12 protein-coding genes and 2 pseudogenes are annotated in these 14571 nt (G+C 31.2%); 5 read left to right on the forward strand and 9 right to left on the reverse strand.

Annotated features, from left to right (window positions below):
* Positions 1 to 14 precede the first annotated feature (14 nt).
* The 3 genes and pseudogenes from ACFEL1_RS02010 to ACFEL1_RS02020 form a co-directional block, all read left to right on the forward strand.
* Positions 15 to 182: pseudogene (locus ACFEL1_RS02010) on the forward strand (transposase); the annotation flags it as partial.
* 257 nt (positions 183 to 439) lie between these two features.
* Positions 440 to 1801 carry an ankyrin repeat domain-containing protein gene (locus ACFEL1_RS02015; RefSeq protein ID WP_375331302.1) on the forward strand — a complete coding sequence of 454 codons (1362 nt, stop codon included), beginning with the start codon at positions 440 to 442 and terminating at the stop codon, positions 1799 to 1801.
* Positions 1802 to 1919: 118 nt separating this feature from the next.
* A pseudogene (locus tag ACFEL1_RS02020) lies at positions 1920 to 2496 on the forward strand (DDE-type integrase/transposase/recombinase); the annotation flags it as partial.
* Between the two features lie 364 nt (positions 2497 to 2860).
* Here ACFEL1_RS02020 and ACFEL1_RS02030 read toward each other — a convergent pair.
* A complete protein-coding gene (locus ACFEL1_RS02030) occupies positions 2861 to 4588 on the reverse strand; it encodes a M24 family metallopeptidase (protein WP_375331303.1) in 1728 nt (575 codons plus the stop codon).
* A 24-nt stretch (positions 4589 to 4612) separates the two neighbouring features.
* Positions 4613 to 5284, reverse strand: a complete 672-nt coding sequence (locus tag ACFEL1_RS02035) for a helix-turn-helix domain-containing protein (RefSeq protein WP_375331304.1) — start codon at positions 5282 to 5284, stop codon at positions 4613 to 4615.
* 386 nt (positions 5285 to 5670) lie between these two features.
* On the opposite strand from ACFEL1_RS02035, the gene ACFEL1_RS02040 reads away from it, so the two are divergent.
* The gene (locus tag ACFEL1_RS02040; protein WP_341761095.1) at positions 5671 to 5898 is read left to right on the forward strand and encodes a hypothetical protein; all 228 of its coding nucleotides are present in this window, start codon (positions 5671 to 5673) and stop codon (positions 5896 to 5898) included.
* Positions 5899 to 6079: 181 nt separating this feature from the next.
* On the opposite strand, the gene ACFEL1_RS02045 is transcribed toward ACFEL1_RS02040, so the two are convergent.
* The 7 genes from ACFEL1_RS02045 to ACFEL1_RS02075 form a co-directional block, all read right to left on the reverse strand.
* Positions 6080 to 7012: a lipid A biosynthesis lauroyl acyltransferase gene (locus ACFEL1_RS02045; protein ID WP_375331305.1), complete on the reverse strand. Its 933-nt coding sequence runs from the start codon at positions 7010 to 7012 to the stop codon at positions 6080 to 6082.
* The gene (gene lpxK / locus ACFEL1_RS02050) at positions 6996 to 8105 is read right to left on the reverse strand and encodes a tetraacyldisaccharide 4'-kinase (protein ID WP_375331306.1); all 1110 of its coding nucleotides are present in this window, start codon (positions 8103 to 8105) and stop codon (positions 6996 to 6998) included. Before lpxK ends, ACFEL1_RS02045 begins: the two co-directional genes overlap by 17 nt.
* Positions 8106 to 8109: 4 nt before the next feature.
* Entirely contained in the window at positions 8110 to 8427 is a 318-nt protein-coding gene (locus ACFEL1_RS02055; protein ID WP_341747281.1) for a DMT family transporter, read from the reverse strand.
* Positions 8428 to 8431: 4 nt separating this feature from the next.
* On the reverse strand, positions 8432 to 9457 hold the full coding sequence (locus ACFEL1_RS02060) for an RP853 family protein (RefSeq protein ID WP_375331307.1): 1026 nt from the start codon (positions 9455 to 9457) through the stop codon (positions 8432 to 8434).
* 14 nt (positions 9458 to 9471) lie between these two features.
* The gene (locus ACFEL1_RS02065) at positions 9472 to 10962 is read right to left on the reverse strand and encodes a hypothetical protein (RefSeq protein ID WP_375331308.1); all 1491 of its coding nucleotides are present in this window, start codon (positions 10960 to 10962) and stop codon (positions 9472 to 9474) included.
* A 66-nt stretch (positions 10963 to 11028) separates the two neighbouring features.
* The gene (locus ACFEL1_RS02070; RefSeq protein WP_341762392.1) at positions 11029 to 11670 is read right to left on the reverse strand and encodes a hypothetical protein; all 642 of its coding nucleotides are present in this window, start codon (positions 11668 to 11670) and stop codon (positions 11029 to 11031) included.
* Positions 11671 to 11673: 3 nt separating this feature from the next.
* Positions 11674 to 13212: a hypothetical protein gene (locus ACFEL1_RS02075; RefSeq protein ID WP_375331309.1), complete on the reverse strand. Its 1539-nt coding sequence runs from the start codon at positions 13210 to 13212 to the stop codon at positions 11674 to 11676.
* 445 nt (positions 13213 to 13657) lie between these two features.
* Here ACFEL1_RS02075 and ACFEL1_RS02080 point away from each other — a divergent pair, with 445 nt between their 5' ends.
* The gene (locus tag ACFEL1_RS02080; protein ID WP_375331310.1) at positions 13658 to 14374 is read left to right on the forward strand and encodes a hypothetical protein; all 717 of its coding nucleotides are present in this window, start codon (positions 13658 to 13660) and stop codon (positions 14372 to 14374) included.
* The last annotated feature ends 197 nt before the right edge of the window (positions 14375 to 14571 follow it).

Raw genomic sequence — 14571 nt, forward strand, 5'->3', positions numbered from 1 at the left:
CCAAAAGGGAAGTTGGGTTTAAAGTACAGCCAAGGCGATGGGTTGTTGAGAGAACCTTTGCTTGGATAAATAGAAATAGAAGGCTCTCCAAGGAATATGATTTTCTTACTGATTCTAGTGAAAATATAATTTTTTTGGCTATGAGTCGATTACTTCTTCGTAGGATTACTTCTATTACTTAGTTTGCGGACAAGCTCTAAAATCTAAGATTATAATTAACAGGTCATTATTTTTTATTAAAAATACTTTACATATTAAAATAATTATATTATTCTATATAAAATAATATTAGTTCGCTACTTTCGTGTATACCAGTTGAATTTCAAGAGTTGGCTAGAAGTGCAAGTGGTAAGCGAGCGTGCTAGGCGTACATATAAGGAATTTCTAATCTAGGCTGGAAAGGTACGGGAATAATTTTATATTTAAAGATGAGGCTATTTTGACAAAACAACGTATACAAGAGCTTCTACATCAACAGGAGGAAGCTCAGCACAGTGTTAATAAGGAATCATATTATTATACTGAAACAATATCAACAAATCATACAGTGACAAGGTTTAACCAAGGGCGATATGATCAAGATATGGCGGCAACGAATGCTAGAATTAATGACTTAGAAATAGAAATTAATAGTTTAAGACAACAGGAAGCTGCTGAGGAACAGGCAAGGCAACAAGCAGTGGCAGTTGAACAGGCAAGACAACGAGCAATTGCTGAAGAAAAGGCAAGATTAGAGGCTATTGAAAGAGAAGAGATAAAGGCTCTTACAATAGAACTGAATCAAGTACAAGGGAAAATTGATACAGAAAAGTCAGTTGCTTCTACTTTCGCTGTTAAACAGCAAGAGGCTGCAAATAGATGTACCCAAACACAGTTAGTCAATAAGGAGATAGCAAATAGGCTGAGCGGGCAGGAGAAAGCTATTTTTGAGAAGTTACAATCAGCTGATGGTAAGCAGCGAGCATTTTTTCTTTTTGAATTGTGGGGTAAGCCGGACAGCGAGACAATGATTAGTATAATAAAATCTCTAGGAGTTGATGCTGATGAGTTAGCATATTATGCCATTAAGAAAACACATAATGAGTTATTTGAATTAGCTCTATATTATGGGGCTAATTGTTGTAATTACTCGGTTGAAGGCAAAACCTTATTACAACAATTAGTACATAATGGTAATGAAAGCTTTATTAAAAAGGTTCTGGCAACAGGACAGGATTTAGCTAGTACGGTAGTGGAGGCAATAGGTCAAAATGATATTGTTACCATAAGTAAATTATCATCTTATGATAGTAGCCTTCTATCACAAAAATTTGCTGGTTATACACTGCTACAAATTGCCATATCTGCTCAGAAAACAGAAATAGTGCAGAAGATTTTACAACTAGGTAGTAGCAGTGCAGAAGTTTTAACTAATAACGGTGAATCTGCTCTGAAAATTGCTGTAAGAAGCGGTAATGATGAGATTATCAAAATGGTAGCCCAGCATGCCAATCTGCAAATAGAAATAGCTCAGCTTGGTTCTAAAGTTGATCAAGTCTTTAAAGCAATGATATTAGAACATCAGGATATTGCAACGGTAATTAAACTACTGAAAGGTGAGGAAATATCATTGCAGCAATATCTGATTGTTCAGCGTAGTAAGGATGAGGAGAAGATTGCTGCTGAACAAGCTAGAAAAGCACAGGAGGATCGTTTAGTTGAAGAGACATATCTAGAACAAGTACAAGATATAGAACGTTACCAAGAAGACACAACACTAGTGACTTTGCAAGGATTAGTTCTAGATAATCCTCTCCATTAATATGTATGATTCATAGAGATTGTTTCAATTTTAGGATGTGCTAAAATAATGGTATGAACCTACCCTATATACAGAATGAGAAGCGCGTAAACAAGCTAAAAGATACAATTGTAATCTTCCTAGAAAAAGGGTACAGATGGACGTGTGCAAAATCGCTAACAATTTATACCAATATACCGCTATAGATTGATTGTACTAGATATAAGGTTTTGGCTTTATATAAAAGACGTACTGCAACAAATACTTTAGATTTTTTAGAACAAGTTATGGAGCGTATGCCATTTCCCATACAACGTATTCAAACTGATAGAGGACAAGAATTTTTTGCTTATAAAGTCTAGGAACGTTTAAAAGAATATGCTATTAAATTTCGTCCTATTAAACCAGCTTTTCCTCATTTAAACGGCAAAGTAGAACGCACTCAACGAACAGACTTAGATGAGTTCTATTCGAGTATTGATCTTAAAAGCCCTGATCTTATTGAGGAATTAGGATATTGGGAACATTATTACAATTGGAACAGACCACATAGCTCTTTAGGCGGTAAAACTCCAAATGGAAAATATATAGAATTGATTTATCAAACTCCACTCTATGAAGAAGTTAGTGAAAAATATGATCATTCTAAAGAGGAGATTTTAATCCATGGGTACAATAAGAATTTAGCAACAAAAATGTTGAAACGATGTCTGTGAATCCCACAAATCAGCTTATTCATAGTTAGTAATGATAAGTGCCTTGGTCACTATTAAATATTTTTGGAGCTTTGTATTTATTAAGGGCATCTTTTAATAGACTTCTTTCGAAACTCTACTTCTGCTGGTGATTTGGACAATGATGCGGTACTCGAATCCGTAACGGAATTAGAGTACGCTGCGGTTCGAGGTGAAGCGTCTCCTTCAAATCCCTCAGCATAAGCAAGTTTCGAAAGAAGTCTAATACATCAGTTACCAAAGTCACATCCATTGAATTTGATAATTTATAACTCAATATGGCTTTACTATGCCAATCTATAATAGCAGCTAAATACATAAAACCACCATTAGTTCTGACATAAGATTAAATCTCAACTACTCCACTTAACCATTTCTGTCCTCTAATTGAAAGCAGGGGATAAACTTGTTGTTTAATTTTTTGATAGTATTGTTCTATATAATTTATCTCATCTGCGTTTAGCATTCTACGATCTATTAAATCTTTTGCATAAGGAACAAGGGTGAGAGTGTCAAACTCTAGAAAATTTTCATCCTGTAAAGTATTTTTGACATACATCAGATTTTCTATTCTAATGCCAAATTCGTTCGTTTTATAATAACCTGGCTCATTGGATACAATCATACTAGGTTCTAGAATAACATTACTGCGTAAACTAATATTTTGTGGTCCTTCATGAACACTTAAGAAGCTACCAACACCATGACCTGTACTATGTGGATAATCTTGTCCATCTCTCCATAAAAACTGCCGAGCTAGAACATCTAAATTAGCTCCAGTAATAAGATTAACTGGAAACTTAATCATCGACAAAGCAATATGCCCCTTAAGAACTTGAGTGTAAAGTAATTTTTGTTCTTTGGTAGGATACCCACCTATAGCAAGAGTCCTAGTTACATCAGTAGTACAACCGTTATATTGACCACCAGAATCAATTAATAATATGCCTTTACCTAAGATTTTCTTTGCTCCCGTGCTTGTTGCTCGGTAATGAATTATAGCACTATTTTCCTTAAAGCCACATATAGTCGGGAAGCTATCCATAACATATTGATCTTGCTTAAATCTAAACCCTGTTAATATTGTTCCTAAATCATATTCAGTTTGATCTTGTAAATTTGGTAGTTCGAATAAATATGCAAAGAATTCGCATAGTGCCACCGCATCCTTAATATGGGAATTAATTGCATGGTTAATTTCAATATCGTTTTTACGGGCTTTAGCTAATTGACAAGGATCATTAATTTTTTCTATTATCTTAGTGCTTAGCAAATCTATGATATAATTGGAAGTGAAGTTTTCGTCAATTAGGACTTTATTAGCTTGACTCAATATATCAGCAAATTGTGCTGAAGGTAAGATAGTTATATGAGGACGAGCAAGTATAATATCTTGGTCTACCCTATTTGGATTAATAAATAAATATAGTTGGTTCTTAGTGATTAGGACTATACCAAGCATCAATGGTGAATATGGAATGTCACTTGCTCTGAGATTTAATAACCAGCATATTGAATCTGCTGCAGTAACAATCATGGTATCTGCAGAATATTTAGTGAGTAGATTACGGCACATGGTAATTTTATCACTATACGATTGACCAGCAAACTTATCATCATAAATATATATTTTTGATGATGGTTCAACTGGCCTATTACGCCAAATTTGATCTACTAAATTATTAGATACTTTATGTAAACGAGTCTTTATTTTAGCAAATATTTTTAACTTAACATTAGTGAAGAGTTTCGCATCATATCCTAATATACCATCATTACCTAAATAATCATCCCAAGGAAAATAGGGTAAATCTTTAATATCGAAAATCTCAAAAATTTTTGGATCTAGTTCACGCTTACTTTGTTCTAGATAACGACCATCTGTAAAAAATATAACATTATTTTTGCAGATCACCACAATACCATTTGACCCACTAAAGTTAGTCATATATTGCAGTCGTTTAGCACTTTCATGAACATACTCGCTAAAATATTGATCATTAGACGGTACTATATAGGCATCTATTTTATACTTAGCGAAAAGACCCCTAATATTGCTAATACGTTCTTGCATTAAATTATCATCGATAAAAAAGATTTATCTTCCTCTGCTGCTATTAGGCGATTTCTTAATTAAAGAACTCACATGGCTGGGAGTAACATTATCTGTAGTCAGAGCCTTAGGTGATATATCACCTGCAATGGATTTCCCAATCAGTTGAGCAGCTTTTAGAACTTCAGGATTCAATGTTTTTAAGTTACCTAAAGATATGTCTACCTGCTTCTCTCTTCCAAGCTGCGAAGTTCTACCTAACATTCCATCAATAGGAGCTTTAAAATAATCAGCAATAGCTATAACCGCTTCGGTACTTAGCATTTTTTGGTTATTATCATCTTCTCTTAAAAAAGGACGAACGCTGTCTTCACTACGACCAATTTTTGATCCTAATTCGTATTGAGTCATTTGGTTTTTGTTCATCTTCTCGGTGATAAAGCTCTTCAAATTAGCACTTAATGCTTCTGGAGATAGTTGCATATATTCTTGTTTTTCTTGAGGCTCAAACTCCTTTCTACCTAGCACTTCATCAATAGAGCAGTCAAAATAATTTGCAAGTTTGATTATGTTTTTTATTTCAGGACGTCGATTACCCAACATCCCCCTCATAGTAGTTGTAGGAATGCCTGCAAGTTCAGCAAGATCACTTGCCTTTAGTTGTTTTTCTTCCATTTTATTCCCAAGGAATTCTTGTATATTTTCAATCCAGCCCATTGTAAATATTTTTTTTATAAAATTGATCCGTGAAAAACGGTTTTTTCTTGACAACAAAAAATTGTCACAGTAAAGTTGTTTATCTTACTAAATGAACCAAGGAATTATTTAGTAAGATAAACTTTAAAAACTAAAACTATTCAGTACATAAATTCAACTACTACAAATATAGGTAAGTTGAATAAAAACGAAATAATACTAAATAGTTAGTTAAGCACAAAACCTCAATCATAAAAGGAAATGCCTTATGAATATATACAATATTTGCTCAGTAATCAAATTTATTCTTGCTTATTTAGCAACTTTCTTTTTAAAAATGCAACCTCAACTACCCTATCTAATAATGAATAGGAATATTTTACCTACAATCATAGTAAGAGGGTTTTATGCAAAATGATTTTAATGATAAAGATATAAAACAACTATATAGCAAGATTATGACTATATCAGGTTACATAGTTGCCATGAGATCAGAGTGTATAAGAGAAGCTAAAAAAACTGAGGATGCTCTAAAAATCCTAATCAAGCGTACATATGACATTAGAGGTGGGCTTTGGATATGTTTGATTACTATATGGTTTTTAGCCATACTTTTTTTGCAAAAAAACTTTTAGCCAGTACTTATTAAATTTATAAACTTAAAATTGGAAGAAGGAAAGCTAGACTTTATGTTACATTCACCGTTTGACACGTCTTATCTTCGAGATAAATATGAGAAAAAATTATGCTATAGAACTGGATTATCATACGGCGTGTTGGATGAAAATTTACATTTTCGTTACTGGCTACATGTTATTATTTGCAGATTTTGTCATTTGGGGCATAGTTATTCTTCTTCCATCTATTATGAAACCAAAACCATTGACCTGGATTTTCTTTAACCCAATTACCTAAAATTTGATTAATGGCAAACATTATATTATAACAATCTGTTTTACTATTATTAGTTTTTTGTAATTGTATTGGTGGATGGATAATAGCTTTAAAATAACTACTATTACTAGTGCGAACCACTTGTAATGGTATAATCGGGTAGCCGAATTGTAAGGCAATTTTAGCAATTGCATGAGCAGTCATGGCCGGTTGGTCTAAAAATGGTACTTCAATGCCATTATTCATTTTTTGATCTACAAGCATGCCAATTGCATATCCTGATTTGATTGCAGATATGAGATCTCTTGCACCCTTTTCTCCTTTTGGAATTAGCTTTATATCACTAGTTTTACGCGTATCATTAATTAGCTTATCAATATAAGGATTATTTAATTTACGATAGATAATAGCAAATTTAGGATAAAATTTATTTATAATTTTAAGTGCAAAATCCCAATTAGCAAAATGCCCTGTAAATAATAAAAACGGTTGGTGTGATTTCTGAAATTCTATTATATTATCAAGTCCGATTATTTCTACCCTTCTAGATAATTCTTCCTCTGACATATTATTAACATATGGAAATTCTCCTATAAAACTACCAAAATTATCCCATACTTGATTAATGGTTGCTTGAGTCTCCATGCTTAGACCATTTGTCTGATTCTTGCCAAAAATATTTTGAATATTTTCTTTTGCAATTTTATTGACTGGCAATAGAGGTCCTATTTTCCTTGCTATACACCGACAAATTTGTACAGATTTGTCGATACCAAATATTCCTAGTATCTTTAGTACTATTAAAACGAAAAAATACTCAAGCAAATATTTAATATTTTTAAAGAATTTTTTCATATATTAAATCTGCTAATAATTTTTGATTATTTAGTAATAAATGTACATCACAACATATTACTGACAAGTCAGTATCACATATTTTTACGTAATCTTTTCTAGTTGTTATTAGAAGAGAATTAGATTTTTCTGATTGTTCTTTTAAATAGTCTAAATCTTCTTCACTATATTGATGATGATCCGGAAAAATTTTATTACCTACTAACTGCAATCCATAATTTTCTAATGTAGAAAAAAACCGTTCAGGATTACCTATACCACTAAAGGCAAAATAGCTCTTTGTTTTATCTATGTCTATAGTTGGAACTATTTGGGCTTGAAAAAAGGGAAGCTCCTTATGTAAGAAAAAAGGAGCAACATTAGACCTCTTTTGAAACTCTACTTCTGCTGGTGATTTGTACGTGATACCGGTACTCTGCTCCTCACGTACATTAGAGTACGCTGCGGGTCGAGATTCCGCGTCTCCTTCACACCCTTGCGCATAAGCGAGTTTCAAAAGAGGTCTATTACTCGAACCAACGAGAATAACTATATCAGCTTTTTCAATAGCTTGTTTAGGATACTCACGCAAAGGACCGGCTGGAATTAACAATTCGTTGCCAAATAACCTGTCAGCATCAACTGACAAAATAACAATATCCTTATAAAAATTAGGATTCTGCATTGCATCATCTACTATAATCACCTTTGGTTTAATCCTTTTTATAAAAGGTAGTATATATTGAATTTTCTTGCTAGCTATGACTTTACCATATTTTAATAGCATTACTGCTTCATCCCCGACATCTAGTACTGTATGATGTGGTTCAACTAACAACGCCGTTTGCAGTTTACTGCCATAACCTTTAGTAATAATTATAAAATCAATATTAATAGCCTTCAACACTTTCGCAAGGAAGATCACTATTTGAGTTTTACCAGTACCTCCAATGCTTATATTACCGACACAAATTACTTTACAAGGAAATATTATAGGGCGTGCAATTATTTTTCTTAAATAACTAAAAAAAAGATATAACCAACTTAGTGGTAACAATAAATATGATATAATAGTTTTGGTGTGCCAAAATTTAGGATAAATAAGCCTGATCATAAGTTTAAGACAACTTAAGCCCTATCATAGAAATTATCATAGTCGTAATAAAGAAAACTCGCATGGCAGAGTATGGCTCGTTAAAACACACCATCCCTACTATTACTGTTCCTACAGCTCCGATACCAGTCCATATAAGATAAGCAGTACCAAGAGGAAGTTTATCTAGAGTTTTACTTAGACAAACAAAACTCAATATAGAAAAAATAATAAAAGCTATAATGGGTTTTACTTTGGTAAAACCCTCTGACAATTTCAGCGATATAGAGAAACCTACCTCAAATAATCCTGCAAATATAAGGAGAACCCAAGTTACTAGCATATTGTTACCTTTGTTTAATTTGTCCTGAAGATTTGCTATTTTTATTATTTTGTAAAGACTTTTTACTAGGTAAGTTAACCGATAGCTGATCTTTTATTATATCTAATTTGTTAGATTTTAGATTGACTACCGACTTTATTTGACTATCTAATTTTTGCATGGATACATTATGCTCTACTGCTCGCTGTTGAGACAAGAATTCCTTATTATTTTTCCATAAATTACTTTTTAGAGCGGTAATTTTTTCTTCTTGCATACTCATGGATTTATCCTGACTCAGAATTACCCCGCCAATTTTCTCGCCGATTTTGGGAGCATATTCTATTGCTAGAATAGAAGCTGGTACTACCATAAAAGCAAATGTAGCACCAGCTGTTGCAACACTGATAGCCCCAACTGCTAGAACAGAAATAGCAGTTATAATTTTACTAGTTGCTTGTTTAAATATTTCAATTTTCTTATTATGTTTTACTGCAACATTTACTATTCTATTAATTTCTAATCTAGCATTAGTGCTGACTTCCTTTGGGTTTTGATATTTTTTTACCGCATGCATTACCGTTGTACAAAATACTTCTGGTTCAAGCTGTATAAAATTTGTTAATTCATAACTATTCCTTGCTGCCAGTAAATCTTTTAACACTTGTTTTATTACTTTTCTCTCTTCAGAATTTGCCTTACCAAAATTTGTACTTATTAGTGTATCAATTATTATATCTTCTGATTTGTTTAGAATATTATCTCTATCTTGATATTCTACTGCATCAGGAGAGATTGCTACCGAAAATAACATTAAAACTGTTGAAAAACTATCATCCGTAATAACTTTCTGACCGAGAAAAACTCTTAATTTACCAATACAATTACTTATATGGACATCAATCTCAGGTGTTGATTTAAGTCTAATTTCGTAATCAATAGCTATTATATTAGCAAGTGTTAAACACGCATGTTTTGTTATATTATTAAATAACTCTTCACTTATTCTTTTTTTACATACAGAAATGTTTATACTGCTAAAGATGTTCATTAGTCTTTGGCTCTTTATTTTTTAACATGAGAGTGTTTTTTTACAAATGAAGCTATCGTATCCTCAAAAGAAATAAATTTTTTATTTAGTAAGTCAATTTGCTTAGTTTTTTCATCTTCTGTTAAGAAAGAATATTTAATACTATTAGACACTATTTCTTTTAGCTTATCATAAGATGGTTTATAGCGAGTGACAAATTTTAAATATTCATCTGTTAAATTATTACGTGACACCCTTGGATCATCAGTAGAAATTGCAATTGGTACTCCATACTGCATATAAAGTCTCACTGGATGATCGTTACCTTGTACTCCTAGTAACGCTTCATTACTAGTCAAATTAATTTCTACAAGTATATTTTTGTTTAATAATGTATTTATTAATTGGTAGGGGTTAGATTCGTGCATAATATCAACACCATGTCCTATACGGTTTGCCTCTGCCACATTAACCGCATCATTAATATGATAACTCAATTCTTCAGGAGTAACTTGACCTAAAGTAAGCTCTCCCGCGTGCAGCGACAATTTTACATTAGGAAATCTTTGTTTTAAGAAACGAAACATTTTCATATGCAACTTATAATCACGTAAAGCAATAGGATGAGCCTCATTACCAACAATGTTAACTCCAACAAATTTGGTATTATTTTTTACCATTAAAAACGCTGAATATAATCCAGAAAATATCAGCGATGGTTTGTTAAAACGTACTACATATGGTTGAAATCTCATACTAAAATCATCATCATCAATATCTTTGGAGTTAGATACGATTTCACGTAAATTTTGAGCGATTTCATTTTGTATAATGCTATCTTTATCTAAAACATCAACAGCCTGACTTAAAACACTATTGATAGTGGCATCATCTGTATTACTTGTTAGTTGATTAACCTTATCCAGTGCAGGATTGTCACTAATTGGGGCTAGGAACAATATAGTTTCAATATATTGGATATTTTCTGATTTAGCTCTTACCTTTAATAAGGTCAAACTACTTTTGACATCAACTGCTTCTATTGGACCTACATATCCAAAAACATTAAAAAAATGTTTTAATCCATCTTCTTGAACACAGTTATGATCGTAAAAGAATTTACCATATGACCAGCGACTTAAAAGAGTGGTATATAGATCATAATTATCTTGGAGAGCAGTAACACTAAGGCATGTTTTATTTAGTTTATTTGGTTTATTTTTTTGCGCGTGATAGCTATTTTTATCTATACAAAAACCAGCCTTATTAATAAGATCTAAATAATTTTCGGCATATATAGCTCCACTAAAATGATGATGAAGCTCCCCTCCTTTGGGTAACAAACTTAAAAACATATTAAGCTCTGCCGTATCGTTACTGGATATTAAATTATGGTAATATTTACTAGTAGCGATATAATCTTTTGTTTCTTTTGGTGAGGAGTTACTAGCCATCGTCACTTCTGCAATAAAAATAATATTTAAAATAATGATAACTCTTACTAACTTTTTTACAACAATATTCATATATTTCTCTAAGATTTATTAATAATTTTGTTATAAACAATATACAATAACTACTTAAGATTACAATTACTTATTTGCCGTTATTTCTCTTATACGCATGTTAAGTTTTGTAAATATCATATCAGGTATTCTTTCTGTTGATAGTTTATACACAACCTTAGGTTCTAATACATCTTCTTTCTTTACGTCTATAGATAGTACAATAGTATTCTCCGGCATACAAGAGTAGATTTCTTTTATAATTGTCAAGAAAGTTGCAAAATCTTTAGTGGCAAATCTTATGTAAACATCATAATTCTTTATCCTTATAGTATCCTGCTTTGTTCCCACCATTGGGTTAATACCACTTAAGAATTCTTGTTTAATTGATATAGTAATAGGCTCATTTAAGTTGTATTTTTTTGAAAAACTATCAATTGTTGTTATTAACCTTGCTCGTTCTAAACAACTTTGTCTAGCAGAAATAGATAATAATTTCGAATATCTTGCATAAGTTTCTAGTATTTTATATTTGGAATTTATTATAGAATACAACTTTAACGTTTCTTGAGCTAGAGATTCTTCTATATTTTGATTCTTGGCAATTGATTCCATATAATCTTTATTAATACTTTGCAGCAACCATAAAATAGTAGAAATACACAGACAACACATAATAAACTTAAAGAATATAACATTTTTTAGATGAACAATAAAATTTTTAAGCATCTCTTATCCTTTTTTCTTAGTAATAATGACCTCAGTAGGTATTACTACTCTATTAGGTAACTCTAATATTTGATCAGTAAATATTGTAAAATTAATATCCATATTGCTAAATATTTTACTAAAATTTGCAATTTTTTGTTTTAAGAGCTGAGTAGCATCTTCAACTAGCATATCACTAACGATAAATTTTAATAATATCTCGATTTTTATATACTGATTAGATGATAATAACGTATTATCTATATCCGACCTTTGCCATTTAATCTCCTCTAGGTGCAGATTAGGTGGTAAATTTGTTAAAAACTTTTCTAACGAATCAAATGGCGTTGGTACGGGGATTTGCAATAATGCTTCAAATACGTATAAATCAGCTAAATTAGTGGTATTTTGAATATATGGATAGGTTTGCTTAACATTATAATAATCTTGTTCAGCACTAAAATAGTGTGAATTTAAAAGATCTAATTTTCTGTAATTTGCTACGGTTTTAATTTTGATAGCACATGCAGCAAATATCAATACTATTATTATGGTGATAAATGGTTTGAAAATTAAAGCACTGACAATATTGAGTTTAGCTATGGATTCTAAATATTTGTTAGAGGCTAGAAAGCTTTTTTGTTCATTAAATAACTTGACAACCATTGCATCTGAAAATTTGCTATTATCACCTAATACACTGCTAGACTTACATATTACTGGATGTTCACCAAAACTGGATTGTTCTAATAACAACTTTAGACTTTGGTCTACTATAAAAATTATACAAACTTTAAGGGTTAAACTATCAATATAGTTTTTACAAGATATCAAACAATCTTCCACTTCTTGTTCAATTATACCTTGAATATATAAGTCTGACTTATCAGCTGGATAATCAAATGTTTGAATTGAGATTATATTACCTTGATGTTTAACAACAAGTTTAATACCGTTTGTACTTAAAATACATACAAAAATTTGTAAATATTCACTATACTTATTATTTTCAACATTTTTTACAATTTTATCTATAATTGTTTTCCATTCCAAAGCTAAAAAATAAATCCCACCAAACTTTTGTCTCTTACTTGCCAAAAGATTCTCAAGTAACTTACTTAAAGGTAGGGTATAAGGAGTAGATACCAGCAAGGTATTCCACACCTCACTATATTTGGTATTGATGTTATAGACATTGTAAGCAACTATATCATCTATAGAAAAATACTCCTCTATAAACTTTTCTACAGGATTGGTTTTTACTATTGAATGTAGTACAGGTACTATATCATGGCGTACTTCACATGCAGAACCGTTTAATAAGAAGAAAACGTAATAGTTTTTGAATTTACCAAAAAATTCTTTATAGGAGTCTAAATTATCTTGGTTTTCAGCAGGAACAAATAAAGTATCCACAACTTTATCGTGTATTAAAGCACAAAGAAATGTACCTTTATCGCCTATTAAAATAATAATATTTCTTTTATATAAAAAATATACCACCAATTTATGTAGTTTTTTTAGTAAAACTTGTAGTTTGGGTAGTTTGGATATGTTAATCATGTAACTAATACTTAGAAATATTTAAACATATACTATTATAACAGCAATTCTCTTTCCACTAAGTGGATTTAGTATTTTTTTATGATTTATCTATAAAAAAATACTAAACATTATTGAATAATTATAATATTATCCGTTCCAAACGGATAATAGCTATGTGAATGATATTAGGTGCAAAATCTTAAATTACTATTATTTTAAAATAAATTTTTATTTTTGTAATATTTTGTTGGACATTCTTAAATAATAAATATACTCTCCTTGAGTTAGGTTATTATAACGAATTATAAAGGACGATAACCTAATAAAATTCTAATGATTTTAATAATTGAAAAGTGAGCATACAAAATATAGATACACCTTAATTAGGTAAGAGTAGTATATTTTGTAGTATTACAAAATCAATTATTAGTAATATGTTGAACTAATTGAGGATTATATTATTATGTCTAAACAACAAAATTATTGGTTTACAAAACAGGATGTAGAGAATGCTTTGGTGATACTTACAGCTGTGCAAGCAAAAAACATTAAAGCTATATACACAATAGTAGATTTACCTAGTACAATACAAAAGAAACTTACTGGTAAAACTCGTATAGACGCTGAAAAGATATTGACTACACAACTCTCAGACTTAAAAAAGAGTCATGATAAAGACGAAAAAAAATTCGCTAGTATTAACAAAAACAAGCCCAAAGAACTAGATGCATTATGCGAAAAATTAGCTACGGAAAAACAAGAGTTAGAACAAGTACAAAAATGTCTAAATCTGACTCATGCCATTAATGATACAAGTGTACCTATTAAACAAATACTTACTATGAGCGACGTATCTTGTCGTGTAATAGAGAAACTGAATTTAGACAGAAAGTATACAACTATATCTGAAGTTGTACAACAATTGGAACACTTATTGTCCACATTTCCATCATCAGAAAGTGATTCTGATTATGGATCTGATCTTAGTAGATCAACTAGCGAAACACAACACACAGTGAAGTTACTAAGTGATAAAATCAATACTTACCAAAGTGGACCACAGCTATCAGAGCTAGTAATGAAGGAACTTCATCAAAAGATACAAAATCCCAACGCTGCACCTACAGATAATCATACTGATGAAGTTAACGCAGTAGGAGAACATCATGATACGCATTAAACTATAGCTAGCACGGAAAGGTTAGTTACAGTAATGGAATAGAATCAATGTCATTCCCGTCTACGCGGTAATGACATCTTTTCGAATTATCTTCATAATTTTTAAACTACCATGGCGGTTATATACTAAAGTAAGTTGTTATTTGCAGTAGACACCACACCCCCAATTCTCTATAATACTGCTATCTTCAAGAATGT

Source organism: Candidatus Tisiphia endosymbiont of Oplodontha viridula, assembly GCF_964264865.1.
Lineage (GTDB): Bacteria > Pseudomonadota > Alphaproteobacteria > Rickettsiales > Rickettsiaceae > Tisiphia.

Coding starts and splice junctions, on each gene's coding strand:
- ACFEL1_RS02075 (WP_375331309.1), bottom strand. CDS start 13,212: ATGATTAACATATCCAAACTACCCAAACTACAAGTTTTACTAAAAAAA.
- ACFEL1_RS02065 (WP_375331308.1), bottom strand. CDS start 10,962: ATGAATATTGTTGTAAAAAAGTTAGTAAGAGTTATCATTATTTTAAAT.
- ACFEL1_RS02035 (WP_375331304.1), bottom strand. CDS start 5,284: ATGGGCTGGATTGAAAATATACAAGAATTCCTTGGGAATAAAATGGAA.
- ACFEL1_RS02060 (WP_375331307.1), bottom strand. CDS start 9,457: ATGAACATCTTTAGCAGTATAAACATTTCTGTATGTAAAAAAAGAATA.
- ACFEL1_RS02080 (WP_375331310.1), top strand. CDS start 13,658: ATGTCTAAACAACAAAATTATTGGTTTACAAAACAGGATGTAGAGAAT.
- lpxK (WP_375331306.1), bottom strand. CDS start 8,105: ATGATCAGGCTTATTTATCCTAAATTTTGGCACACCAAAACTATTATA.
- ACFEL1_RS02040 (WP_341761095.1), top strand. CDS start 5,671: ATGCAAAATGATTTTAATGATAAAGATATAAAACAACTATATAGCAAG.
- ACFEL1_RS02055 (WP_341747281.1), bottom strand. CDS start 8,427: ATGCTAGTAACTTGGGTTCTCCTTATATTTGCAGGATTATTTGAGGTA.
- ACFEL1_RS02070 (WP_341762392.1), bottom strand. CDS start 11,670: ATGCTTAAAAATTTTATTGTTCATCTAAAAAATGTTATATTCTTTAAG.
- ACFEL1_RS02030 (WP_375331303.1), bottom strand. CDS start 4,588: ATGCAAGAACGTATTAGCAATATTAGGGGTCTTTTCGCTAAGTATAAA.
- ACFEL1_RS02045 (WP_375331305.1), bottom strand. CDS start 7,012: ATGAAAAAATTCTTTAAAAATATTAAATATTTGCTTGAGTATTTTTTC.